Source organism: Streptomyces pinistramenti (assembly GCF_020564935.1).
Lineage (GTDB): Bacteria > Actinomycetota > Actinomycetes > Streptomycetales > Streptomycetaceae > Streptomyces > Streptomyces pinistramenti.
Window position 1 is genome coordinate 165,516 of sequence record NZ_JAJCXB010000008.1, and the last position, 23,628, is coordinate 189,143.

Genomic DNA, 23,628 nt, shown 5'->3' on the forward strand with positions numbered 1-23,628 from the left:
GTGCCGTTCAGTTGGGTGCTCGGTGGGTCAACGGCACCCGGCGGGCGAGCCGGCGTTCGGTGTCGAGGGCGGCGGCGCAGCCGGAGGCCGCTGCGGTGATCGCCTGTCGGTAGGTGTGGTCGACGAGGTCGCCCGCGGCGAACACCCCGTCGCGGGTGGTGTGGGTTCCGGGTCGGTGGACGCGGACGTAGCCGTGGTCGTCGGTGTCGATCAGGCCGGTGACCAGTGCGCTGCGGGGGAGGTGGCCGATGGCGGTGAACAGGCCGGTGAACGGCTTCGTCGTCTCCCGTCCGGTCGTGGTGTGGCGCAGTCTCAGGCCGGTGACGGAGTGTTCGCCGAGCACTTCCGTGACGGTTCGGTGGGTGAGCCAGCGGATCTTGGGGTGGGCGCGGGCGCGTTCCAGCATGATGGAGGAGGCGCGGAAGTCGGCTCCGCGGTGGATGGCCGTGACGGTGCGGGCGAAGCGGGTGAGGAAGACGGCTTCCTCCATGGCGCTGTCGCCGCCGCCGGCCACGGCGATGTCACGGTCACGGAAAAACGCGCCGTCACAGGTGGCGCAGGTGGACACCCCGCGCCCTGACAGCCGTTCCTCGCCCGGGACGTGAAGGCGGCGCGGGGCGGCTCCCATGGCGAGGATGACGGTGTGGGACCGGTGCGGGGTTCCTTCCGCCGAGACGGTTTTGACGGCGCCGTCCAGGTCGAGCCGGTCGGCGTCCTCGGGGCGCATATGGGCGCCGAAGCGGACGGCCTGGGCCCGGATGTCCTGCATCAGGGCGGGGCCTGTGATGCCTTCGGGGAAGCCCGGGTAGTTCGCCACGTCGGTGGTGGTCATCAGCGCGCCGCCGGCTTGGGTGCCTTCGAAGACCACGGGGTTCAGGCGGGCGCGGGCGGCGTAGAGGGCGGCGGTGTATCCGGCCGGTCCTGAGCCGATGACGATGACGTTGTGGGGCGGGGCGGTGGCGTGTTCCATGGCGGGTCCTCGGTTGCGGTGGGCCGCGGGTGGATGAGGGCGACGGGTGGGTGCTCAGGCCAGCGGGAGCAACGCGAAGGCCACTACGGCGACACCGGCCCACACCAGCCCGGCGAGGAGCAGGGGGCGGGGGCCTGCGGCACGGATGTCGGCGATGCGCAGGGACAGGCCGATGGCGCTCAGCGCGGTCGTGGCGAGGTAGGTGCCGGCGCCGGACAGGAAGGGGTGCCAGGAGGCGGGCAGCCAACCTGCGGTGTTGACGGCGACCGCGGCGAGGAAGCCGAGCAGGAAGAGGGGCAGCATCCGCCGCCAGGACACTGCCCGCGAGGTGGCGGCTTCGCCCGGCGCCGGGCGGCCGGACCTGCGGTTGCCCGCGGCGGCCAGCGTGCAGGAGATCGGGATGATGGCCAGGGTGCGGGTGAGTTTGACGACGAGGCTGGTCGCTCCTGCCGACGGGCCGAAGCTGTAGGCGGCGGCCAGGACGGACGAGGTGTCGTGGATGGCGGTGCCGCACCACAGGCCGAAGGAGTGCTGGGACAGCGCTGCCAGGTGGGCGAGTGCGGGGAAGAGTATGACGGCGAGGGTGTTGAAGGCGACGATGGAGCCGACCGCGTACGCGATCTCGGCCTCGGTCGCCGCGATCACCGGCGTGATCGCGGCGATGGCAGAGGTCCCGCAGATCCCCGTGCCCACCGCGATCAGGATGCGCAGGTTGCCGCCGACCTTCAGCACCCGCCCCAGCACCAGAGCGCACAGCAGGGTGAAGCCGAGTACGAGGGCGATGAACGGCAGGGCGCCCGCGCTGACGCGAAGGGTCTGTCTGAGGTCCAGTCCGGTTCCGAAGGCGACCACGGCCAGTCGCAGGCAGCGACTGCCCGCTAGCGACAGGCCCGGCCGCCACCGTGCGCCGGGCGGGCGCACGGCGGCCAGAGCGGCGCCGAGCAGCAGACCGATGGCGGCGGGACTGACCGAAGGGACGAGACGGCCGGCCGCGGACGCGACGGCGGCGACCACGACAGCCAGCGCGAGGCCGGGCAGTTTGTGCCGGCCGTCAGCCAGTGGGCGACGGAGCTGAGCGCCGGGCGAGGTCGCCGCCGGGGCCTCGGTCACGGCGCGGTGCCCTGTTGTCCGTTGGGCCGGTCACCGGCATAGGGGGTGCCGACGAGCCCGGCGGCCATCGTCTGCCCGTCGCGCGGGTCGATGAGGATGAAGGAGCCGGTGGCGGGGATCGCCGCGTAGTTGTCCACGGGCAGCGGGGTGGCGGTGCGCACGGCGATATGGCCGATGTCGTTGAGGCTCAGGCACTCCGGGCCGGGGACGACGGTGAGGTTCTGCTCGTCGAAGAGGGACGGCAGGTCGGTGACGACGGCCTGCGTCGTCCGTGTGCCGTGCTTGATGAGCAGGCGGGATCCGGCGAACAGAGGCGCCTCTGCCAGCCAGCAGACCGTGGCGTCGAAGGTGGTCACCGGCCACGGAAGCGGGTCGGAGGCGATCAGGTCGCCGCGCTCCACCCCGAGTTCGTCGTCGAGCAGCAGCGTGACGCTCTGCCCTGCCCGCGCCGTGCGGACGGGTCCTTCGGGGGTGTCGATGCGGGCGATGCGGGTGCCGTGGCCTCCGGGGCAGACGGTGACCTCGTCGCCCGTGCTGACGCTGCCGGAGCCGATCCGGCCGCAGTAGCCACGGTAGTCGCGGTGTTGCGCGGTGCGGGGCCGGATGACGCCCTGCACGGGGAACCTGAACGGCGCCCGGTGCAGGCCGGATTCGACCGGGACGGTCTCCAAGTGGGCCAGCAGGGACGGGCCTTGGTACCAGGGGGTGCGGTGCGAGAGGCCGGCGACGTTGTCACCGGTCAGGGCCGATACGGGCAGGGCGTGCAGGCGTGCGGCCGGGTATCCCAGGGCCTGGGCGCGGGCCGTGAATTCCTCGGCGACGGCGGTGAACACGGCTTCGTCGTAGCCGACAAGGTCGATCTTGTTGACGGCCAGGGTCAGATGACGCACGCCCAGCAGCGCGAGGACGGCCAGGTGACGGCGGGTCTGTGCGACGACACCCTTGCGGGCGTCCACGAGAAGCAGCCCGAGCTGCGCGGTGGAGGCGCCGGTGACCGTATTACGGGTGTACTGGACGTGCCCAGGGGTGTCGGCCAGGACGAAACTGCGGCGCGGGGTGGAGAAGTAGCGGTAGGCGACGTCGATGGTGATGCCCTGCTCGCGTTCCGAGCGCAGCCCGTCCACCAGCAGTGACAGGTCCGGGGTGGCCATCCCGCGGTCGATGCTGGCCTGGCGGACGGCGTCGAGCTGGTCGGCCAGGACCGACTTGGTGTCGTACAGCAGGCGCCCGACCAGCGTCGACTTTCCGTCGTCGACGCTGCCCGCGGTGACCAGCCGCAGCAGGCCGCCGTCCTGGACGGGCCGCGGGGAGCGGGTGGTGGCGGGAGTGGGTGCGTGGGTGGTTCGGTCCGGATGCATCTTAGAAATACCCCTCGCGCTTGCGGTCTTCCATGGCGGCTTCGCTGAGCTGGTCGTCGGCGCGGGTGGCGCCGCGTTCGGTCAGGCGGCTGGCCGCGACCTCGTCGATGACGGCGGTGACGTCGGCGGCTCGGGACTCCACGGCCCCGGTGCAGCTGGCGTCTCCCACGGTGCGGTAGCGCACGGTCGCGAGCCGGCTGGTCTCGCCGTCGCGGGGGCCGCCCCAGGGGCCGGGCGCCAGCCACATGCCGTCCCGGAGGAACACCTCGCGGCGGTGGGCGTAGTAGAGGGACGGCAGCTCGATGCCCTCACGCTCGATGTAGCGCCAGACGTCCAGCTCCGCCCAGTTGGAGAGCGGGAAGACCCGTACGTGCTCGCCCGGCTGGTGGCGTCCGTTGTACAGATTCCACAGCTCGGGACGCTGACGCGAGGGCTCCCACTGGCCGAACGCGTTGCGGAGGCTGAAGATCCGCTCCTTGGCACGGGCGCGCTCCTCGTCACGCCGGCCGCCGCCGAAGAGCGCGTCGAACCGCCAGGCGGTGATCGTCTCCAGCAACGGAACGGTCTGGAGCGGGTTGCGCAGCCCGTCGGCACGCTCGGTCAGCCTGCCGTCCTCGATCCAGTCCTGCACCCGGGCCACCACCACGCGCAGGTTCATCCGACGCGCCAACGCGTCGCGGAATTCGAGGACTTCGGGGAAATTGTGCCCGGTGTCCACGTGGAGCAAAGGGAACGGGACCGGTGCGGGTGCGAAAGCCTTGGCCGCCAGATGCACCAGAACCGTGGAGTCCTTCCCTCCGGAGAACAGAATCGCCGGCCGGTCGAATTCTCCATCGACTTCGCGGAAAATGTGAATGGCTTCGGATTCGAGCGCATCCAGCGCCGACCGAACCATCGGATACTCGTCCTGCGTGTGCACACTCACACCTTTCCCTTTCCGCCGTGCAGGCCGCATTCCGTCTTGTTCAGGCCGGCCCAGCGCCCGCTGCGGAGATCCGCGCCGGGCAGCGGCTTCACGGTGCACGGGGCGCAGCCGATGGACGTATAGCCCTCGCCCATCAACGGATTGACGAGAATGCCGCGCTCGTCGATGTACCGCTGCAACTCTTCATCGCTCCAGGCGGCGATCGGATTGACCTTCACCAGCCCATGACGTTCATCCCATTCCACGACAGGCGTATCCGCCCGGCCGGGACCGTCGACGCGCCTCAACCCGGTCACCCAGGCGTCGTACCCCACGAGCGCCGAGCGCAGCGGGAGAACTTTCCGCAGGTGACAACACCGGTCAGGGGCCCGCTCGTACAGGCGCTCCCCCTCGGCCGCGTCCTGTTCCGCCACCGAGAACTCCGGCCGCACGCTGCGGATCCGTACCCGCGGATAGACGGCTTCCACCGCATCCCTGGTCCCGAGCGTCTCGGCGAAGTGATAGCCGGTTTCCAGGAAGACGACATCGACGTCGGGTTTCACCTGGGCCGCCAGGTCGATCAGCACGGCGTCCTGCATGCTCGACGCAACGGTCCAGCGCCCGCCAAAGGTCGCGTCCACCCATTCCAGAACCTCATGTGCAGGCGCCTGCGAATAATGACGTTGAGCCATGTCGACCATGTCACCGACCTGACTGCTCTCCGCATTCATCACGGTCACCCCTTCTTTCCGTCGCGACTCACCCACGGGAAATACGTGCGAACCGCGCACACATACATGGAACACGTCACAACAACTTCGGAGTACGAAAGATTCGCCTACCGAAATTCACTGTACGCGTCGATCCACTGAACAACCGTCAAGAGTCCGGCAAGAACACCCCATCCCGGCCTCTCTTGACGAAGGTAATGGAAAACCATCCAGCCACCTTGGCCGAGATATTTCGAAAGATACCGCAGAGTAGGGCACGAATAGCTATCCTCAGGCCAAATCTTTTGCAGCCGGCCCCGCCGGCACGAATTCCCATGCGTAACACCAATGGGGCCACATTGGGCTTCCGTCCCTCATCGCCCCCCGCGGCCATTCCACAGAGTGCTCGTACTCGAACTGCCCCCGCGTCCTTGAACGGCACGTGGACGATTCCCCTCGAATTGATGCGGTCGCCCAGCGGCCCCGTGCCGCCGTCAGCCGGATTCCGCCTGCGTGCGCGGACCCTGCGCGGTGTCCAGCGCGGCACCGGCCGCCCCCGCCAAGGTCACCGCGACGAGCCGGGCCTCCAGAGAGACGAGTGCCCCCGGGGCCGGGTCGAGCATGAAACGGCCGTAGAAGTGACCGTGGCTGAACACCCGCAGTTCGACCTCTTCGTCCGGCAGCCCGAGCCGGTCCACGTCCCGGATCCTGCGCCCCTGGACGACGGAGCCGTCCGGTTCCAGGCGTGCCGGGTGCCCCAGCAGCATTCCGTACTCGAAGCGGCAGCCACGCAGGCGGAGCAGGCCGACGAGCTGCGCGCGCACCGTGTCGATCACGGTGGCGGGAGAGGTGGCGGACCCGGCGATTCCGGCGGTCTGGTGGATCTGGGCGAGGTAGTCGGCGTCGGTGATGGCCACCACCTGGAGCCTGCGGGTGCGGGCGGCCAACTGGGAGACCACCAGACCGACGACGAGGAGCAGGACGGCGGTCACGACGTCGGCCGACTTGGTGATCGAGAAGTGCTCGTAGGGCCGCGTGAAGAAGAAGTCGAACCACAGGGCGGCGGAGGCGGCCGAGAGTGCCCCGGCCAGTCGGTGTCCGAGGACGGCCGCCGCGACGACCACCACGACCAGGACCAGGGCGACGTGAGTGTTGGCGAGGTCGCTGCGGAAAGGCAGGAGAACCGCGCAGACGGCAAGCGGGGCCGCCAGCGCCGCGAGGATCGCGAGCGGGCCCCGGGTGAAGTAGTGAGGCATGGTGCACCCCTGTCTTCAGGTGTAGCGGGCCAGGCGCGCTGCGGGGACGGCCGGCGGAAGCTTTAACGCATCCCTGGCGGGTGTCGCGGGTAACGGCCCCGACCTCGGCGGGCGTATGCCGGGCTGCCCGGCGCACCGACTGCCACCGCGCCGGACAGCGCGACAGCACACACGGCGATGCGAACCCCGGACAGACGGTCCTGGCCTGGGAGGGGGCAGTGACGTGGTCGCGGTGTTCCTGTGCGGTGACGTCATGCTCGGCCGCGGCGTCGACCGGATTCTCCCGCATCCCGGTGACCCGGCGCTGCGGGAGAGGTACGTCCGGGACGCGGCACGCCTCGTACGAGGACTCCCGGTGGCTGCGGGCACTCCTCGACCGGATCTGCCGCGGCTTCCGCTCGTGCGGCGCCGCCGAGCCGGAGGCCACGCTGACACTCCGGCCGTCACCAGGACAGTGACGGGTTCCGCCACCGATCCGCTCCCCCATCACGTCAGCCCCGGTGGCCGCCCTCTTCCGTCGCTTCGTGAGGCGTGTCATCGCGCTCGAAGGCGAGCCGGTCGATCACCTCCACGACGCCGTCGACGCTTTCACACAGCCGCAGGACGACGGGTACGAGGCTCCTGCGCTCGACGGTGCCGCTGAGAGTCACCGTGCCTTCGGCCACCTGGACCGTCAGCGCGGCGGGTGACAGCCCGAGGGTGCACGTCAGGATGTCCTCCACGATCTCCTCCTGGATCGCCCGGTCACGCCGCAGGAACAGCTGCAAGAGGTCACGGCGGCTGATCACGCCGATGAGGCGGCCGGAGTCATCGATCACGGGAAGACGCTTGATCCTCTTTTCCTCCATCGTTCTTGCCGCCCGTACCGCGCTCCACTCGGGGCGGGCCACCACGGCAGGGCTCGACATGATCGCCGCGGCGGTGCTGGACCCTTCCTTCGTGGTCTGCCTGCGCAGCAGATCCGCTTCGGACACCACACCCACGGTCCGCCCGTCGTCATCGAGGACGGGCACGGCGCTGATGCCGTATTCGTCGAGCAGGCGCATGATCTCCTTGAACGTGGTGCCGCGCTGGACGACCACCGCGTCGGGCGTCATCAGATCGGCCACGCTGCGATGCCTCATCGCCGGCCAGTTCCTTCCAGGAGCATCGGGTCAGTTCCTCCGGACGTGCTCACCACGGTCGCGGCACGCCTCCGCACGAGCGCGGTGCCGGTCAGCCACGGCGATCCGTGCCACCCGCCGACGTGCGCGCCCCGTACTCACCAGCCTGCCCCGCACGGGCGGGAACCGCAGGCCTGCCGGTGGATCCACGGCGTTCGGCTGCGGCCTGTGGTGCGGTGAGCGTTTGCCTGTCCCTGCGGACGGCGACAGGCTGGAAGCATGGTGGGCGCGCCGGCTCCGAAGGTACTGACCGGGTGGGCTGTTCACAGTCCTGGTCCGATCGCGGACAGTCCGCCGGCGTCCGTGCGGCGTGCTGTGCCCGTGCCGGGTCCTGGCGAGCTGTTGCTGCGGGTGGAGGCGTGCGGCGTCTGCCGCACGGACCTGCACCTGGCCGAAGGCGACCTGCGCCCGCACCGGCCGTCGACCGTTCCCGGCCATGAGATCGTCGGCCGCGTGGCCGCCGTCGGCGAATCCGTCACCCGGTTCCGGGTCGGTGACCGAGCCGGTGGAGCCTGGCTGCGCGGCACCTGCGGCAACTGCCGCTACTGCCGGACCGGTCGTGAAAACCTCTGCCCGGCCTCCCGCTACACCGGCTGGGACGCGGACGGCGGTTTCGCCGACGCCACCCTCGTCCCGGCGGACTACGCCTACGCGCTCCCGGACGACCAGGACGCCACACTGCTGGCACCACTGCTGTGTGCCGGGATCATCGGCTACCGGGCGCTGCGTCGTAGCGCCCTGCCCCCCAACGGCCGGCTCGGGATCTACGGCTTCGGGGCCTCGGCCCATCTGGCAGCGCAGGTCGCCCTGGCCGAAGGCGCCACCGTGCACGTGCTGACCCGTTCGGCACGCGCCCGTGAACTCGCCGTCGGCCTCGGTGCCTCCTCCGTGGGGGACGCCTGCGACCGCCCTCCCGAACCGCTGGATTCGGCGATCCTGTTCGCACCGGTAGGTGAGCTGGTGCCGGTCGCCCTGGAGGCGCTGGACCGCTCGGGAACGCTCGCCGTCGCGGGCATCCACCTCACCGACATCCCCGCACTCAATTACCGGCGCCACCTCTTCGAGGAGCGGAACCTGTGCAGCGTCACCTCCAACACGCGGCAGGACGGCCGCGACTTCCTGGACACGGCCGCGCGGATCGGCATCCGGGTCACCGTCAGCCCGTATCCGTTGAGTCGCGCCGACCAGGCTCTGCGGGACCTGGCCGCCGGCCGGATCAACGGCGCCGCCGTGCTCGTGCCCGGATGACCCGCCGGCCCTGAGTCCGCCAACTCGGTGGCATTTCAGTGACATTCGCGAGGAGGACGCAGAGGCGCGAGGGCAGGAAGCGCGTTCGTGCCAGCGGTATGTTCCTGCGTGCCGACGGGCGTCATGATGGCGGTTATGGCCTTGTCGACGGAGTTCACGAAGTTGTTCGGTGTGCGGCATCCGATCGTGCTGGCGCCGATGGGGGGTTCGGCCGGTGGTGCGCTGGCGGCGGCCGTCTCACGCGGCGGCGGGCTCGGGATGCTCGGGGCCGGGAACGGGGATCCGGAGTGGATGGCCCGCGAACTGCCCATCGTGGCGCAAGAGACCGTGAATCCCTGGGGTGTTGGCTTCCAGAGCTGGGCGATCGATGCCGGCGCGGTCGAGCGGGCGCTGGAGTACGGGCCCCGGGCGGTGATGCTGTCCTTCGGGGATCCGAGCCCCTTCACCGAGCGCGTCCGCCGGGCGGGCGCCGTACTGATCATTCAGGTCACCGACCTGGAGGAGGCCGGGCAGGCGGTGGACCTGGGCGCCGACATCATCGTGGCGCAGGGGACCGAGAGCGGTGGGCACGGCGCCCGGCACGGGCGGTCCACCTTGCCGTTCGTGCCGGTCGTGGTGGACCTCGCGGCGCCCGTTCCGGTGCTGGCGGCCGGTGGCATCGCCGACGGCCGCGGGGTGGCCGCGGCCCTGGCCCTGGGTGCCGCGGGGGCGGTCATCGGTACCCGCTTCCAGGCCACAGCCGAAGCCCTGGTCCACCCGTCGATCGCCACCGCGATCGTCGAGGGGCGCGGTCAGGACACCGAGCGCAACCGCGTCCTGGACATCGCCCGCAGCTCCCGGTGGCCCGCCAAGTACACCGCACGCACCCTGGGCCATCGCTACCTTGACCAATGGCGGGGCCGGGAAGCGGAACTCGCCGCCGACGACCGGGCCCAGCGGGCCTACCAGGACGACGTGGCACGGGGCGAGGTGCCGCCGGAACCGGTCTGGGCCGGCGAAGCGGTCGACCTCATCACCGACCGGCCACCGGCTGCCGACCTCGTCGCCGCCCTGGCCACGCAGGCCGAGGACGCCCTGACCCGAGCGGGAAGGCACTGACCGCAACACCCGCCGGATGCGGCCGGCACAGCTTTCGGCGTGCCCCTCATCGGTGGCCCCCGTGCGGGGACGGACCGGGCCGTTCCGCAGCGGCCCGAATCTGCTTCCTGCGTGCCCGATTGGTGACCGTGTTCGTGGCGGGGACGTGAGTCGAAGTTCCTCCGTCATGACCGACCCGCCCGGCCGGGAGGACGGACGGCGGTGGGCAGTGAAGCTGCGGAGACGGGCATTCACCTGCCATTCTTCAGACGGAGCGCCCCCGAAGTCCCCGTCCGGGCACGGTGGTTCGCCAACAGGGCCACGAGTTGCCTGCACGGGATGAGTGCCCCTTCCTCATCGAGGAGACCAAGGGCGAGGTGCCGAGGTGACGAACCGACACCGGCCGGGTCTTCTCAACACGGCCTTCTTATATGCCCGCGAGGCGGTTTCTGATATCCGAGTGTGCCCGGTTGCCCTCGACCTGCCTTGAACATTGGGGTGTGGAGACCGGAGACTGACCGGACCCCCATCAACCGCGCGGCGCTCGCGGCGTGCCCACCCGGCGGTGGACGGGCACGGTGCTGTTCCCTCTGGAGGTCCCCATGTTGGTGTCGCGCGGCGATCACCTGCGGGTCGAGACGCTCGGACCGCTTCGCGCGTACGCCGGAGACCGGGAGCTGGCCCTCGGCCCCCCGAAGCAGCGCGCGACGTTCGCCATCCTCGCGCTGCGGACCGGCAAGGTGGTATCGCGGGACGAGTTGATCGACGGTCTCTGGGGCGAGTCGCCGCCGGCCACCGCTGTCGGCAGCCTCCACACCTACGTGTCCGGTCTTCGCCGGGCGCTGGCCGTACTCGACGATCCGTCACTTCCCCTGACCAGCTCCGATCGCGGCTACGCGCTCCGCCTCGACCCCGCGCGACTGGATATCGCCGTGGTGGAACGGCTGGCGGCGCAGGCTCGCGGCAATCGGGCGGAGCAGGACCCGGCCGCAGCGGTCAGCGCCTACGACCGGGCGCTGAACCATTGGCACCCGGGCTCCGCGCTCAGCGGACTTCCCGGTCCGCTCGCCGCCGAGCACCGAGTATGGGTGTCTGAGCTGCGGCTGAGTCTGCTGCTGGAGCGGGCCGAGTCGCTGCTGGATCTCGGTCAACCCATGCTGGTGGCCGACCAGTTGCGGCGGCAGGTCCTGGAAAATCCGTACCACGAGCGGTTGAGCGCCCTGTTGATGACGGCTCTCAGCCGGAGTGGCCGCACCGCCGACGCGCTCGCCCACTACCACCATCTACGCAAACGACTCGCCGATGATCTGGGGATCGATCCGTCGGCAAAGCTCCGGACACTGTACGAGTCGATGCTCGTCGACCCTCCGAGCACGTCGGCGCCGACGGCCTCCGGACTTGTCCGGCCGGCCCAACTGCCGCAGGGCGTGGGCAGGTTCGCGGGCCGGACCGAATCGGTGCGGCAGGTGCTGGACGCAGCGCGCACGCCGTCGCCCGGGGCTTCGCACATCGTGATGATCGTCGGGGTCGGCGGCGTCGGCAAGACCGCACTCGCCGTGCACTGCGGCCATCAACTGGCCGATGCCTATCCGGACGGCCAGCTGTACGTGAACTTAAGGGGCTTCGACCCCAAACGCCCGGCCAGCGCGCCGGCGGACGTCCTCCACCATCTGCTCACCTCGATCGGCGCCGGGGCAATCCCCGCGGCGGAGGAGGCGCGCGTTGCGCTGTGGCGCAGCCTCGCCCGGGACAAGCGGCTGCTCATCATGTTCGACAACGCCGAGTCCGCCGACCAGTTGGACGGCCTCCTGCCCGGCGGTGGGCCGTCCTTCACCATCGTCACCAGCCGGAATCGGCTGGGTGGTCTCGCGGTCCGGCACTCCGCACGCCGGGTCACGCTGTCTCCGTTCAGCGCCGGGGAGTCCCTGGAACTCCTCTCCGACGCGATCGGCGGGGCGCGGGTCGGCGCGGAACCGACGGCGGCCCACCGCCTCGCGGAGCTGTGCGGCCATCTGCCGCTGGCGCTGCGCATCGTCGCCGAGCAGGTGTCCGCGGGTCCGTCACCGCGGATCGCCGACCTGGTGGCCGACCTGGCGGACGTGTGGCGCCGGCTCGACACGCTGGAAATCCCCGGCGACGAGCTGGCCTCCGTGCGCGGAGTGCTCTCCTGCTCCTACGCCAAGCTCCCCACCGAAACCGCCCACGCCTTCCGCATCCTCGGGCTTTTCCCAGGAGGGAGCATCCGGCGGGAAACGGCCGCCGCGCTGCTGGACGTCCCGCCGTCGGCCGCGACGAACGCGCTGCGGAGCCTGGCCGCCCATCATCTGGTGGAGGCCACCGGCGACCGCTATGTGATGCACGACCTCACCCGGATCTACGCGGAGGAGGTGAGCCGGGGCGGGGAGCCGGCCGCGTCGCGGCGCCGGTCGCTGGAGCGGGCGCTGCGCTGGTACGTGCAGACGCTGTCGTGCCACCACACCGCCGACGAGCTTCCCCTCCCGTTCACCGTCGATGCGGAGGCAGTGGGCGAGGAGCCGCCGCGGTTCGCGGACCAGCAGGAGCTGGTGACCTGGTGCGCGCGGGAGTGGGAGAACCTCGGCCCGCTCGTGCGCACGGCTCAGCGGATCGGCTGCCACGACGCGGCCTGGCAGTTGGCCTACCTCCTTTTCGACTACTTCCACGTGGCCGGGCAGGCCGGGGACTGGGCCGAAACGCTGCGGATCGGTCTGCGCAGCGCCGAGCTGATCGGGAACCGGCGGGGCGAGGCGGTCCTCCTCAACCACCTGGGCGTGGCCCACTCACGGGTGGGACAAAACGCCGCCGCCCTGGAGCAGTTGGAGCGCGGGCTGCGTCTCGCCGATGAGCTGGGCGACGACGTCCTGCGCACCAGTCTGCTCGGCAACCTGGCCTCCACGCTGCGGGAGGCCGAGGACTACCCGGCGGCCTTTCGGTACGCCGAGCGGGCGTTGGCGCTGGCCTACCGCACCGGTTCCGCGTATCACCAGTCCGGCTGCCTCGACGTCCTCTGCGGCCTGCACGCCGAGCGCGGCGAGTTCGCGAAATCGCTGCGCTACGGCATTCCCGGCCTCGCAGCGGCTCGACGCTGCCGTAACGCGCTGCTGGAGGCGAACCTTCTGATCAACCTGGGCCTGGCGGAGCACGGGCTCGGGGACACCGAGGCGGCCAGGCGGTGTTTCCAGGACGCGCTGTCCCTGTGCTCCGCCAACGGTGATCGCTATCACGAGGCGTTGGCCCTGTCCGGTCTGGCCAGGATCCCGTGGCCGGAGGAGTCCCAGCGGTCGGCCGAGGATCTGGCGGACCAAGCACGGGAGAAAGTGGCGGAGTTGGGCGCGGCGGAGGCCGCCGCCGTCACCGGCCTTCTGGACTCTCTGGACGCCGTCGACGCGCACCCCGCGTCGCCGATCCGCTGTACGGCGCTGGGCGGTGTCAGCCCGTTGCGCTGATCGCGTTGCCACAACAGCACCGCTTCGACCCGGCTGTTCGCGCCCAACTGCCGGAAGATGCGGTTGATGTGGTTCTTCACGGTCTTCTCGCTGAGGCGCAGCCGCTCGGCGATCTCGGCATTGCGCGCCCCGCGGGAGACCAGGGCCATCACCTCGTGCTGGCGCCGGGAGAGGGCGGACGCCGCGGGGCCGGCCTCGTCCGGTACCTCCGGGTCCGGGGCGTCCTCGTGCCGGGCCGGCAGGTCGGCCGTCGTGTCCGGCTCTCCGGCCTGGCCGACCACGTTCAGCCGGTACTCCGCGCACAGCCGACGAGCCGTCGGCAGGCCGGGGCGGGAGCCGCCGCCCGTCCACCGGTCCGGCACGGCCTCCAGTACGGGCCGACCGGTGGCCGGTGTGCCGGTCGCTGGCCGTACGGCGACCTCGACGTAGGGCATCCGGACGATTTCCACGTCGAGGTTCTTGTCGGCGAACACCTGCCTGATCCGGGCCAGGATGTCCGGGCTGACTATGGCGATGCGGACCCGGTCGGTGCTGTTCGGCAGGAGGGAGGAGGGGGCAACGGCTCTCATGCCCTCAGCGTGCCGGGGCCGGCTTCATGTTCTCTTCATGCCCGCCTCATGCGGGTCACCGGATTCCCCGGCCGGTGATTCCGCATCCGCCGGGGGGACCAAATCGTCGAGCTGCGCGAGGACTTCGTCCTCGGTCGGGGTGTCGATCCGGTTCGACCAGCGCAGCGTCGACACGATCATGTCGAAGAGCAGCACGACGGCCTGGACCGGCTCGGCCTCGACGTCGCCGTCGGAAAGAACGGTGTAGGTCAGCAGTCCCCACACCCCGGGCGCGTCCGGATTGGACACGTAGTACGAAACCCGCCAGGACGGCGCCTTGCGTCCGGCCCGGCTGCTGTCCACGACGGTGGCCAGGCGCACCGCAGGTGCCTCACCGACCTCCAGGTAGCTCCCGTCGTCCCCCGCGTCGGCGAGGATGGATGCCAACAGGGCTTCCGGGTCCTCGTCCTCGTCGCCGCCTTCGATGACGGTGACCACCAAGGACCCCGGCAGCTTGACCCCGTTGAACTCCTGCAGCGGCATCAGCACCGAGCGGGCGCCCTGCCGTGCGGCCTCATCGGTCGCCGTGACCAGCTCCTTGCGGAGCATGCGGCGGAAGGGGCCTGCTTTGTCGCGTGGCAGCGAGTCGGGCAGGTGGTGGCGGATCAGCTCGTCGATGACCCGGCCGCGCAGCTTGGTCGTGTCCGGTGTGGTGGGGATCTGCACCCAGCCGTCGGGCAGGACGAGTTCGAAGTCGATCACGACTGCACCTCGCCCTGCGGTGCGAAGAAGCCGAGCCGGGCCTGGCCGCCGCCGGGCGGTGCCACGCTCTCCTCGGCGATCTGCTGCATCAACTGCTCCATTCCCGAACCGATCACGCCCATCAGCCCCATCTCGAACACCAGCGTCGTCATCAGTACGTCCACGCCGATGTCCGCTGTGTCACCGCCCTGTGGGACGTCGAGACGCAGTGCCGCCCCGACCCGCCCGTAGGCCGCGCCGTCGGACGTCCGTCCCAGGGCGAAGAGCCGGAACCCGTCACCGCTCAGGGTGGTCACGTAGTCCACCGCGGGCGGGCGGGTGTCGCCTTCGACGCCGCCGGCGCCCATCAGCTCCAGGAGGTAGTTCGGGTCCTCGGCATCGGGCCGACGGAACTCCACGACGACCGGAACCGGCGCCCAGCGCGGCTCGCCGTCCAGGAACGCCGCGCCCCACGCGAGCCGCGACCATGCGGGCAGCTGCGCCGCGCGCTCACGCAGCCATCCGGCGACGCCGTGCCCCACCGCTTCCCCGGTGAGCGGGAACTCCGCCTCGGCCTCCGCCGGCCAGGACTGCCGGGCGGAAGCCAGCCCTTCGGCCGTCCACTCCGTGAAGAGTTCCACCATGCGCGCGGTCCAGGGGTCGTCATCCGCCGCGTCGGGCTGGACTTCGGGCACCCATTCCCAGTGCCAGGGAACGTGGGCCAGCGCCGAGAGTTTCTCACTCATCGTTTCTCTCGTTTCTCCCACTCATCAGGTAGCGACCACATCGGGCGGGTTGACGTCGGGGATCCATTCCTGGAGGCGTCCGCCGGTGTAGATCAGTCCGCCGAGGCCGAATGCGGCGTTCGTGCCGCCCCAGACGTACCAGAGCGGCGAGATCTTCCCGAGGTTGGCCGCCTGCACGATGGCGGACAGATCACGGGCGCCCTGGAGACCGGTGAAGTTGAAGAAGAAGTCCTTGCCGAATTTCCCCGGACCGTTCAGCAGTCCGCCCCAGAACTTGCCGACGTCCTTGCCCTGGGACACGAAGGACCTCCAGAACCCGGACTCGGGGGTGACGAAGCCGCCCTTGCCGAGCAGCCAGTTGGTGGCCGGGTTGTTGAACCATTCCGACATGTTCTTCCAGTTCGTGGCCGCGTTGCCCGGCAACGGCTTCGGAACGGGCCGGAACGGGTTGTTCGGACCGAACGGCCTGGAGAAGTTCGGCACCGCGCGGCCCCCGGGCCCGAGCGGGATCATCTGAATGTTGTTTCCGCCGCCGATCCCACGGGGGCCCCGGCCGCCGAATCCTGCGGCGATCTTGGCGGCGTTGGAGATCCCCTTGCTCGCGATCGAGGCGATGCCGCCGAGTCCGGCGAGGCCGAGTCCGACGGCCCCGATGATGACGTCGGCGAGGCTGCCTTTGCCGTGCGCGTAGAGCACGCTGCTGGCGACGAGTGAGACCACACCCGCCGCGACTCCGGCAAAGACGAGAAGGTTCACCCCTGGGATCAGGATGGCGAGGACGCCGAGGGCCAGGCCGATCCAGCCGAAGATCGTGCCGATCTTCTTCAGCACGAGGTCGATCCTGTCCTTTGTGGAGTCGGTCAGACCGTCTTCGTACTTGTTGCAGTTGACCGCGTCACCGAAGCGCTTGCCGGCCACGTTGAGCGCGTCGACCGCGTTGTGAAGCCGGTCCTTCGCCGCTGTCATCTTGTCTTCGGCGCCCGAGGTGGCCTTGTCCTTGGCGGTGCCCTTCTCCTTCTCCTCGGAAGAGGTCTCGCCGTCCTTGTCCTTCTCCGGGTCCGGCATGGCCTTGGCCTTGGTGAGGTCGCCCTTGGCTTCCTCGGCGTCGGTGCGGGCGGCGGCGGTCTCGCTCAGACCGCGTTCCAGATCCGGTTCGTACTTCCCGATCTCGGACGCGACGTCGTGGTAGCGGACGGCGGCCTTGCTCAGGCTGTCCTTGATCGAGCCCGCATCTTTCTTGAGGCCCTGTACGTACTGGCCGACGAGGTCGTCGCTGCCGCTGCCGACGACCTTTTCCAGCTTGGCGACGGCGTCGTCGATGGTGGTGGAGATGTGCTGGTAGCGCTTCTGCGCCGCGTGTACCTCATCGGGGTCGGCGTGAATGGGGTCCGCGTGCAAGTCCAGCGGCGACCAGTCGAGTTTCCTGATAGACATCGGTTCTCCTCAGCCCTTCCCTGCCCCGCCTCAGCCGTCCTTCTTGAACGTGTCCAGCAACTGCTGGTCCCCGTCTGTCCACGCCTTGTCGAGCTTGTCCACCTTGTCGCGGAACTTCTTCATTTCGTCGACCATGTCGTTGCGGTGGCTGGTCCAGTTGTCCGCGAAGTCGCCCATCGAGAGATTGGCGTTGAGCTGGCCCCAGAGCCCCTTGTCGTCGTTCTGGAAGTCGAGTGCCCCCTCGAACTGGCTGATGAGCTCATTGAGGTCGCTGACCAGGCCCTGGAGGTCCTTCACCACGAGGTCTGCCATCACTGCTCCCTACGGTTGTCGGCGACCGGCGCGGGACGAGCCGCTGCCTTCGGAATCTGCGTGGTCATCAGGCTGCCGCTGCCCAGATGCAGCAGGCCGGCGCCCGGTACGACCTTGGCGGCCACCTGCGAGCGGGAGAGCCTGACCCCCACCAGGTCCCCGTCACCCAGGTTGGGCGGCGACAGCAGGACGCCTCGGCGGTTCTTCTTGATCTCCGACTGCCAGCCGGAGAAGCCCACTCCCACCGTGGCGACGTCCCCGCCGATGATCACGCCCCGCCCACTGCCGGACGCCTTACGGACGAAGGTCTTCAGCCAGTCACGACACGGCAGGTCACGCCATACCTCGGCGTCGTCGACCACGAGCACCACCGGGCCGTCGCCCGGGTCGAGCAGTTCGGCGAACTGCGCCTCGGTGGGCTGCTCATCGGTGATGACTCCGCGGACACCGGGCCGGCCGGCGAAGCCGCGCAGCGGGGAGTTCATCGGTGCCCCGATCACCACTTCGGTTCCGCCGCGCAGCAGCGATTCCGTCATCACACCCAGCGCTGTGCTGCGCCCGGAGCGGGACGGTCCTGCGACCAGGAAGGTCGGCTGGTCACCATGGAGGTCGGCACCGACCGGCTCGATGTCGTCGCCTGCCACACCCACCAGCGCCCACATCCGGTCCGGCGCCTCGACCAACTCCCAAGCCTGGTCGAACGACAGCTCGGTCGGCAGCACCGCAATGCGGTTCGGCCGGGCCGACTTCGGGACCGCGGCCTCCCGTTCGATCAGCCGGTCCGCCAGCGCGTGCACCGCGGCGACCTGCGCCGGACCCGCCGGATCTGCCGACACCAGGGCGACCTGCGTCTCGATCCCGTTGACCGCGCGATAGCCACGGCCCGGCGGCAGGTTCTCCGGGATCTTGCGCGGGTTGAGCCCGGCCAGGCTGGCGTCCGTGCGGTCCGAGAGCCGCAGGATGAGCTTGTCCTCGCACAGCGACGCCATCCGGCCGCTCAGCAGCATCCGGTCGCCGGCGATGACCAGGTGCACCCCCGCGCTGCTGCCTTCGCGGTGGAGGGTCTGGATCAGTTCGGTCAGCGTCCCGCCGTCGTACTCGCCGAGGGTGCCCATGAACCCCTCCCAGCGGTCCAGCAACAGCACGATGTGCGGCAGCCGTTCGGCGGCCGGCCTGGCCGCCCGCTGCTCGGCCAGATCGGCGAACCCGGACTCGCCGAGCACCCGCTGGCGCCGCTGCACCTCGTCGTGCAGCCGCGTGAGCAACCGCACCGCGCGGTCGGTCTCCGAGCGCTGCACCACCGCGCCGCAGTGCGGCAGCCGCGTCAGGGAAAGCAGCGCGCCATTGCCGCAGTCGAGCCCGTACAGATGCAGATCGGTCACGCTGGAGGCGCTGGCCGCGGCGGCGGCGAAGGTGCGCAGTGCCGCCGATCGGCCCGAGCGCGGGGCACCGATGATGTGCAGGTGCCCGAAGGTGGCCATGTCCACCGTCGTCGGCTCCTGCCGCTGCTGCGTCGGCAGATCCTGGAGCGCCCAGGAGAACGCGGGGTCCTCACCGGAGCCGCTGACCGGTTCCGCCGCCAGCTCGACCACCGGGGACAGCGGCAGCGGCGGGAGCCACGGGCGGCGCTGCGGAGCGATGCCCAGCAACTCACCTGCCTGGCGGACCGACTTGACCAGCACCGAGAGGTCGGTCGCCTCGTCGGTCTCCCCGGCGACGCGCGGTCGCTGCGGTGCGGGCAGTCCCAGGTCCAGCCAGGAAATCGGCTGAAGGAACGGCGCAACCACCGCGTCCGCCCGGTTCGCCGACGGGCGACGGCCTCCCACCCGGCCGGTCTGGAAGGGGATCAGCGAGCTGTGCCCGAGGCGGGCGTAGGCCCGCCCGGGGGTAGAAGCGGAGATGTTCGCGGCCTCGCGGTCGTCGATGACATCGGTGCTCTCCCCCGCGTCGGTCACCCGCAGAGCGATCCGCAGGTTGGTGTTGGCGCGGATCTCCGCGGAGACCACACCGGAGGGCCGCTGTGTCGCCAGGATCAAATGGATCCCCAGCGAACGGCCGCGCTGAGCGACGTTCACCAGGCCGGTGACGAAGTCCGGCAGTTCACGTGCCATGGAGGCGAACTCGTCGATGACGATGAGCAGGCGCGGGATCGGCGCGAGTCCTGGCCGGCGGCTCGCGTAATCGAGGTAGTCCTCCAAGTCCTTGGCGCCCGCGGCGGCGAGAAGACGCTCGCGGTGGGTCAGTTCGGCGCCGAGCGAGGTCAGGGCGCGTTCGACGAGGTGGGGGTCGAGGTCCGTCACCAGACCCACGGTGTGCGGCAGGTGGACGCACTCCTTGAAGGCGGCGCCGCCCTTGTAGTCGATCAGCACGAACGTCATGGCGTCCGGGCGGTTGGCCACGGCCAGCGACCCCACCAAGGTCTGGAGGAATTCCGACTTGCCGGAGCCCGTGGTGCCCGCCACCAAGCCGTGCGGGCCGTGGCTGACCAGGTCGAGGGAGAACGGACCGTCGAGCGAGTAGCCGACGACGGCCTTGGTGCTGCGGCCCGAGGCACGCCAACGGGCGGCCACGGCAGCGGCTTCAGGGTTCTCAAGACCGATGGTCTCCAACAGGCGTGCAGTCGCCGGCAGCGCGGCCTCGCCCTGGTTCTTGCTGACGTCCCGCAGCGGTGCGAGCCGGCGCCCGGTGGCCTCGTACCAGCTGTCCACGACCTCGTCAGCGAGGATGCCGTCGATCTGGTCGGCGCGCTGCTGCCGCAGGCTCGCCGGCTGACCCGCGCCGCCGACGACGACGGTGGCGCACTCCTCCGGAAGGGTCCGCTCGTCGGTGTCCACGCAGATGCTGTAGACGCCGACGGCCGGGCCCTCGCGCAGGATCGTCACCACTCCCGGCAGCGCCCGCAGCCGCCTGGCGCCGTCCATCACCACGACGACGTCCGGGTCGGTCAGTACCACCCCGGAACCGACGTTGAGCCGCTCCTGCTTCCGGATGTTGATCAGCTCGATCAGCTCGGCGACCCGGTGGCTGAGGGTCTGCGCGTCCGCACCCACCAGCGCCAGGGCCTGCTGTCCCAACTGCGGCCGGGTGTGCGGCAGCCAGGCCGCCCACTCCCACAGCCGCTCGCCCGCCGGATCGGTCAGGACGTACAGCTGCACATCGCGCGGGCTCTGCAGCACCGCCAGCTGCCCGACCAGCCAGCGGGCCGTCTGCCGCGGCCACTCCTCGATCCCGGCGACGCCGACGACACCCGCGTGCGCGATGGAGAAGGCGGCCGGAACGTCCGGCGCGGCCCGCAGGTCGCGCTGACGCCGACTGCCTTCGCCTTCCTCCTCCACCACGATCTCGGTGGGCAGGTCGGCGATGCCGACCCGGACCAGGAGGTGGTCGGGGTCGACACGGCGGCGTTCCCAGAGCCGGGCGCGCGGGCCGGTCGCGATGGCCAGCAGCTCGCCGGGATCGGGACTGGCGGCGCGGCGGTCCAAGCGCTCGTGGTCCAGCGCAACGGCGATATCCTGCTCGGTCTCGGCCAGTTTGGCCTGGTATTCGGCCAGCTTCCGGCGGTGGCCGACGCGGCCTTGGCGCCGTCCGGAGATCCAGTTCCCGATCATCATCACCGGTGACATCCCGGCCATGAGCAGGAACATCGGATTGCTCGAAACCAGCGCGATCACTCCGCCGAAGACCGCGGGCAGAGAGGCCGCCAGCCACGGCAGCGCGCTCGGCGTCGGAGCCTTGGGCTCGGCGGGAAGGCGGAAGGCCGTGCGCTTGGTCGGCGGGAGCAGCCTGGGCGGACGGTTGTAGTCCAGGTACTCGCCGTCCGGAGAGGGGTCGATGATGGCGTCCGGTCGCTGCACCGGCTGCGTCTCCAAGAGGGTGTCCCCGCAGCGGAGTTGGTCGCGGGGCTCCCAGCGGACCTCGTACTCGGGCAGCGGGGCACGGTCCAGGAGGGGGGCTCCGGCCGACGCGCAGACGTGCACCGACGCATCCAGGAACACCCGGATCACGGCGACCACGGCCGGCTGGTCACGTCCCACCCTGACACGGCAGTTGCTGCCGGACCCGATCAGATGCTCGCCGGCATCCAGGTGCCAGACCTGCCCCGCTCCCGTACCCGCAACCGCCCGGACGGTCACCAGCCCGGTCCGCTTTCTCGCGGCCTTGCCCGGCCGGTCCAGCCAGAGGACGCTGCCGTCGTGGATTCCGCTGTGCGAGAGGGGCTGGTCGAGGTCGAGCAGCTGCTCGCCGAGGTAGATCTCCGGCATGCCCGCACCCCCCGGCTGCCCACTCTCCACGGCATCGACGCTGGCCAGCAGCTTCCACACGACATCGCGCACGACGGTGGCGGGATCGGCGTCCACGACCATGTCGGCCGACACGTCCGGGTGCCGGGCGATGGTGATCATCATGGGCATGGCTGCACCCTTCTAGCTGCCGGCCGACTACTTGCGTTACTTCTTGTTCAGGGAGCCGGACAGCTGGGTGTCCATGTCCTGCATCGCGCTGACCGCCTTGTCGAGCCACTGCGACAGCTGGTCCAGGGTCTCCATGGCCTGGTTCGCCGAGGTCACGAACTCGGTGTGCACCTCGTCGAACTTGCCGGATGCCTGGTCGGTGACGAAGCCGCTGGCGGTCAGGTCGTCGACGATGCTCTTGCACTCACTGAGCTTGCTGTCGATGTCAGCCTTGTTGTTGCGCATACGGGTCGCGCTGTCCTGCATCTCGCCGTACGTCACGTTCATGTTCGCCATGAGAGACATCCCTTCTGCTGTCGCCTTGGCCGTCATCCGGCACATCGGCACTCGCCGGAACTCCCCGGCACGGACGCTGTCGATGCTAGGAACGGACTCACTGCGGGTCCACAACTCCGGGGCGGCGGTGGGCCCAAGGGCCCAAGCTCACCCCCTGCCCAGCGTTGACACGCCCGCTCCGGGCGGCCAACGTTCCTTCCACGCCCGCGAAACCGCGCGAAACCGGTCGCCGTTTGGCAGGCCACAGTCGAGGAGTTGAAGGTGACACAGCCCAGCCGACCCGCCGATCGAGGTACTCGCCCCGGCAACTGGCTTACCCGGTTGTTCGGTAGGCGGAAACCTGACCCTGGGGCGGGTGGCCTGCACGCCGATCACGGCCTGTGGACGGTCGACCGCGTGATGCGCGTCATGGCCACCGCCTGCGCACGGGAGAACCGGGAGGTCCCGGTGGCCCACGCGGTCATCGTCGGAACCGACACCGTGTGGTTCCTCCTCAAGACTCCCGACGAGCGGCCCCCGGCGGGCTGGACCGCCGATCACGACGCCCGTGCCTGGTATGCGCAGCTGCGCTGGGTACAGACCGCGGAGGTCACGGAGTCACTGCCGGAGCCGTACCCGCAGCTGGTCTCCATCGGCAATATCAGCAACGGTTTCGCTCTGCTCAACCTCGGCAAGTCGGGCGGGATCATCGCCCTGGAGGGCGACAGCCGACGCGCCAGGGGGCTCGTCCAGGACTGGACCCGCGAGCTGACCACCAACCCGTGGTCGCGGGGTGTCCAGGTGGTCCGGGTCGGTTTCAAGCCCGGCACCGCGGATCCCATCGGGACGACCGAGGTACAGAACCTGGCCGACGCCGCGTCGGCGCTGGCCCAGCCGACCGGCGGGGTGCTGATCCTGGCGAGCATGCCCGGCGGCCGGGACCGCGAACGCGTCCACTACCTGGCGGACCATCCGAAGACGCCATGGTCGGTGGTGGTCCTGGGCCGGGGCGACCGCCCGCGGTGGCGGTTCACCATCGACTCCAGGGGTCTGATCGACACCCGGCTGCTGCCCGAGCCCGTGCATCACCCGCTGAACCCGGCGCTGAACACCCCGCCCCTCGCGGACGACGTCAAGGACGTCACGGTCACCCCGGCCCCCCGGCCGGCCGCCGGCTCCGTCGGCCGTCCCGGCCAAGAGAAGCCGGACCCCAACCCGCCGTCCACGCGCCGCCGCACCACCATCATCGTCTCGGCCGTGGCCGCCGCCTGCGTCGTGGCCGCCGTCCTGGTCCTGACCCTGGGTGGCGGACTCTTCGGGCCTTCGGCCTCGACCTCGGCCGGACCCGCCTCATCCGGCCCCGGCCAAACCACTGTTCCCACGTCCCCCGCCACCTCGAACGCGCCCACCGCTCCGGACTCTCCCGCCTCTCCGAACCCTCCCGCTCCCCCGAACGCCGACGGCTCCCCCCTGCTGAACACCGCCACGAACACGTGCCTCAGCGCCGGCGCCGGGACCGACGGCACACCCCTGACCCTCGCGCCCTGCGGAAGCGACGCCAACCAGCAGTGGAAGGTCTCCGAGGACGGCACCATCCGCAGCAAGGGCCTGTGCATGGACGGCGCTGCGGGCGCCACCACCACCGGCACGACCGTCCAGGTCGCGAACTGCAGCGGGAACCCGGCCCAGCAGTTCTCCCTGCGCGACGGCACCGTCTACTCGACCCAGGCCAACAAGTGCCTGAAGAATGTCAACGGGCGTGTCCAGCTGTATCCCTGCGGCAAGGACGGCGCGGAGACCTTCCAGCGCAAGTAGGAGACCGGTTTCTCCTGCCATCCCCGGAGCGCCGGGCCGTTCGAC

18 protein-coding genes and 1 pseudogene are annotated in these 23,628 nt (G+C 70.3%); 5 read left to right on the plus strand and 14 right to left on the minus strand.

Annotated elements, in window-relative coordinates; all coding sequences use genetic code 11:
• Positions 1–7 precede the first annotated feature (7 nt).
• The 6 genes from trxB to LIU39_RS08835 all read right to left on the minus strand — a co-directional run bounded on the left by trxB (position 8) and on the right by LIU39_RS08835 (position 6,308).
• Positions 8–970: a thioredoxin-disulfide reductase gene (gene trxB, locus LIU39_RS08810; RefSeq protein WP_227046026.1), complete on the minus strand. Its 963-nt coding sequence runs from the start codon at positions 968–970 to the stop codon at positions 8–10.
• Between the two features lie 54 nt (positions 971–1,024).
• Positions 1,025–2,080, minus strand: coding sequence for a YeiH family protein (locus LIU39_RS08815; RefSeq protein WP_227046027.1), 1,056 nt, complete (start codon positions 2,078–2,080; stop codon positions 1,025–1,027).
• A complete protein-coding gene (locus LIU39_RS08820; protein ID WP_227046028.1) occupies positions 2,077–3,438 on the minus strand; it encodes a sulfate adenylyltransferase subunit 1 in 1,362 nt (453 codons plus the stop codon). The genes LIU39_RS08815 and LIU39_RS08820 overlap by 4 nt, the downstream gene beginning before the upstream one ends.
• Position 3,439: 1 nt before the next feature.
• Positions 3,440–4,333: a sulfate adenylyltransferase subunit CysD gene (gene cysD / locus LIU39_RS08825; protein WP_227046049.1), complete on the minus strand. Its 894-nt coding sequence runs from the start codon at positions 4,331–4,333 to the stop codon at positions 3,440–3,442.
• Positions 4,334–4,359: 26 nt separating this feature from the next.
• Positions 4,360–5,073, minus strand: a complete 714-nt coding sequence (locus tag LIU39_RS08830; RefSeq protein ID WP_227046050.1) for a phosphoadenylyl-sulfate reductase — start codon at positions 5,071–5,073, stop codon at positions 4,360–4,362.
• 473 nt (positions 5,074–5,546) lie between these two features.
• Positions 5,547–6,308: a DUF4118 domain-containing protein gene (locus LIU39_RS08835; protein WP_227046029.1), complete on the minus strand. Its 762-nt coding sequence runs from the start codon at positions 6,306–6,308 to the stop codon at positions 5,547–5,549.
• 245 nt (positions 6,309–6,553) lie between these two features.
• Between LIU39_RS08835 and LIU39_RS08840 the strand changes: the two genes are divergently transcribed.
• On the plus strand, positions 6,554–6,766 hold the full coding sequence (locus LIU39_RS08840) for a hypothetical protein (RefSeq protein WP_227046052.1): 213 nt from the start codon (positions 6,554–6,556) through the stop codon (positions 6,764–6,766).
• A 33-nt stretch (positions 6,767–6,799) separates the two neighbouring features.
• On the opposite strand, the gene LIU39_RS08845 is transcribed toward LIU39_RS08840, so the two are convergent.
• A complete protein-coding gene (locus LIU39_RS08845) occupies positions 6,800–7,432 on the minus strand; it encodes a CBS domain-containing protein (RefSeq protein ID WP_227046030.1) in 633 nt (210 codons plus the stop codon).
• Between the two features lie 258 nt (positions 7,433–7,690).
• Between LIU39_RS08845 and LIU39_RS08850 the strand changes: the two genes are divergently transcribed.
• The 3 genes from LIU39_RS08850 to LIU39_RS08860 all read left to right on the plus strand — a co-directional run bounded on the left by LIU39_RS08850 (position 7,691) and on the right by LIU39_RS08860 (position 13,260).
• The gene (locus tag LIU39_RS08850; RefSeq protein ID WP_227046031.1) at positions 7,691–8,719 is read left to right on the plus strand and encodes a zinc-binding alcohol dehydrogenase family protein; all 1,029 of its coding nucleotides are present in this window, start codon (positions 7,691–7,693) and stop codon (positions 8,717–8,719) included.
• A 135-nt stretch (positions 8,720–8,854) separates the two neighbouring features.
• Complete coding sequence (locus LIU39_RS08855; RefSeq protein WP_227046032.1) at positions 8,855–9,817, plus strand: NAD(P)H-dependent flavin oxidoreductase; 963 nt, start codon at positions 8,855–8,857, stop codon at positions 9,815–9,817.
• 581 nt (positions 9,818–10,398) lie between these two features.
• Positions 10,399–13,260 carry an AfsR/SARP family transcriptional regulator gene (locus LIU39_RS08860; protein WP_308409357.1) on the plus strand — a complete coding sequence of 954 codons (2,862 nt, stop codon included), beginning with the start codon at positions 10,399–10,401 and terminating at the stop codon, positions 13,258–13,260.
• A 26-nt stretch (positions 13,261–13,286) separates the two neighbouring features.
• On the opposite strand, the pseudogene LIU39_RS08865 reads toward LIU39_RS08860, so the two are convergent.
• From LIU39_RS08865 to LIU39_RS08895, 7 genes and pseudogenes are all read right to left on the minus strand, one after another.
• A pseudogene (locus LIU39_RS08865) lies at positions 13,287–13,829 on the minus strand (response regulator transcription factor); the annotation flags it as partial.
• A gap of 24 nt (positions 13,830–13,853) precedes the next feature.
• Positions 13,854–14,570 carry a hypothetical protein gene (locus LIU39_RS08870; protein ID WP_227046034.1) on the minus strand — a complete coding sequence of 239 codons (717 nt, stop codon included), beginning with the start codon at positions 14,568–14,570 and terminating at the stop codon, positions 13,854–13,856.
• Positions 14,567–15,295 carry a hypothetical protein gene (locus LIU39_RS08875; protein WP_227046035.1) on the minus strand — a complete coding sequence of 243 codons (729 nt, stop codon included), beginning with the start codon at positions 15,293–15,295 and terminating at the stop codon, positions 14,567–14,569. The genes LIU39_RS08870 and LIU39_RS08875 overlap by 4 nt, the downstream gene beginning before the upstream one ends.
• Before the next feature lie 24 nt (positions 15,296–15,319).
• Entirely contained in the window at positions 15,320–16,729 is a 1,410-nt protein-coding gene (locus tag LIU39_RS08880; protein WP_227046036.1) for a hypothetical protein, read from the minus strand.
• Positions 16,730–16,759: 30 nt separating this feature from the next.
• Entirely contained in the window at positions 16,760–17,041 is a 282-nt protein-coding gene (locus LIU39_RS08885; RefSeq protein ID WP_227046037.1) for a hypothetical protein, read from the minus strand.
• Positions 17,041–21,453 carry an FtsK/SpoIIIE domain-containing protein gene (locus LIU39_RS08890; RefSeq protein WP_227046038.1) on the minus strand — a complete coding sequence of 1,471 codons (4,413 nt, stop codon included), beginning with the start codon at positions 21,451–21,453 and terminating at the stop codon, positions 17,041–17,043. Before LIU39_RS08890 ends, LIU39_RS08885 begins: the two co-directional genes overlap by 1 nt.
• 36 nt (positions 21,454–21,489) lie before the next feature.
• A complete protein-coding gene (locus LIU39_RS08895) occupies positions 21,490–21,789 on the minus strand; it encodes a WXG100 family type VII secretion target (protein WP_227046039.1) in 300 nt (99 codons plus the stop codon).
• Between the two features lie 399 nt (positions 21,790–22,188).
• Here LIU39_RS08895 and LIU39_RS08900 point away from each other — a divergent pair, with 399 nt between their 5' ends.
• Positions 22,189–23,583, plus strand: a complete 1,395-nt coding sequence (locus LIU39_RS08900; RefSeq protein WP_227046051.1) for a ricin-type beta-trefoil lectin domain protein — start codon at positions 22,189–22,191, stop codon at positions 23,581–23,583.
• Positions 23,584–23,628 lie beyond the last annotated feature (45 nt).

Excerpts from the sequence above, each read along its gene's own strand:
- trxB (WP_227046026.1), bottom strand. The coding sequence starts at position 970 with ATGGAACACGCCACCGCCCCGCCCCACAACGTCATCGTCATCGGCTCA.
- LIU39_RS08820 (WP_227046028.1), bottom strand. The coding sequence starts at position 3,438 with ATGCATCCGGACCGAACCACCCACGCACCCACTCCCGCCACCACCCGC.
- cysD (WP_227046049.1), bottom strand. The coding sequence starts at position 4,333 with ATGGTTCGGTCGGCGCTGGATGCGCTCGAATCCGAAGCCATTCACATT.
- LIU39_RS08830 (WP_227046050.1), bottom strand. The coding sequence starts at position 5,073 with ATGAATGCGGAGAGCAGTCAGGTCGGTGACATGGTCGACATGGCTCAA.
- LIU39_RS08835 (WP_227046029.1), bottom strand. The coding sequence starts at position 6,308 with ATGCCTCACTACTTCACCCGGGGCCCGCTCGCGATCCTCGCGGCGCTG.
- LIU39_RS08845 (WP_227046030.1), bottom strand. The coding sequence starts at position 7,432 with ATGAGGCATCGCAGCGTGGCCGATCTGATGACGCCCGACGCGGTGGTC.
- LIU39_RS08850 (WP_227046031.1), top strand. The coding sequence starts at position 7,691 with ATGGTGGGCGCGCCGGCTCCGAAGGTACTGACCGGGTGGGCTGTTCAC.
- LIU39_RS08855 (WP_227046032.1), top strand. The coding sequence starts at position 8,855 with ATGGCCTTGTCGACGGAGTTCACGAAGTTGTTCGGTGTGCGGCATCCG.
- LIU39_RS08860 (WP_308409357.1), top strand. The coding sequence starts at position 10,399 with ATGTTGGTGTCGCGCGGCGATCACCTGCGGGTCGAGACGCTCGGACCG.
- LIU39_RS08875 (WP_227046035.1), bottom strand. The coding sequence starts at position 15,295 with ATGAGTGAGAAACTCTCGGCGCTGGCCCACGTTCCCTGGCACTGGGAA.
- LIU39_RS08880 (WP_227046036.1), bottom strand. The coding sequence starts at position 16,729 with ATGTCTATCAGGAAACTCGACTGGTCGCCGCTGGACTTGCACGCGGAC.
- LIU39_RS08885 (WP_227046037.1), bottom strand. The coding sequence starts at position 17,041 with ATGGCAGACCTCGTGGTGAAGGACCTCCAGGGCCTGGTCAGCGACCTC.
- LIU39_RS08890 (WP_227046038.1), bottom strand. The coding sequence starts at position 21,453 with ATGCCCATGATGATCACCATCGCCCGGCACCCGGACGTGTCGGCCGAC.
- LIU39_RS08895 (WP_227046039.1), bottom strand. The coding sequence starts at position 21,789 with ATGGCGAACATGAACGTGACGTACGGCGAGATGCAGGACAGCGCGACC.
- LIU39_RS08900 (WP_227046051.1), top strand. The coding sequence starts at position 22,189 with ATGCGCGTCATGGCCACCGCCTGCGCACGGGAGAACCGGGAGGTCCCG.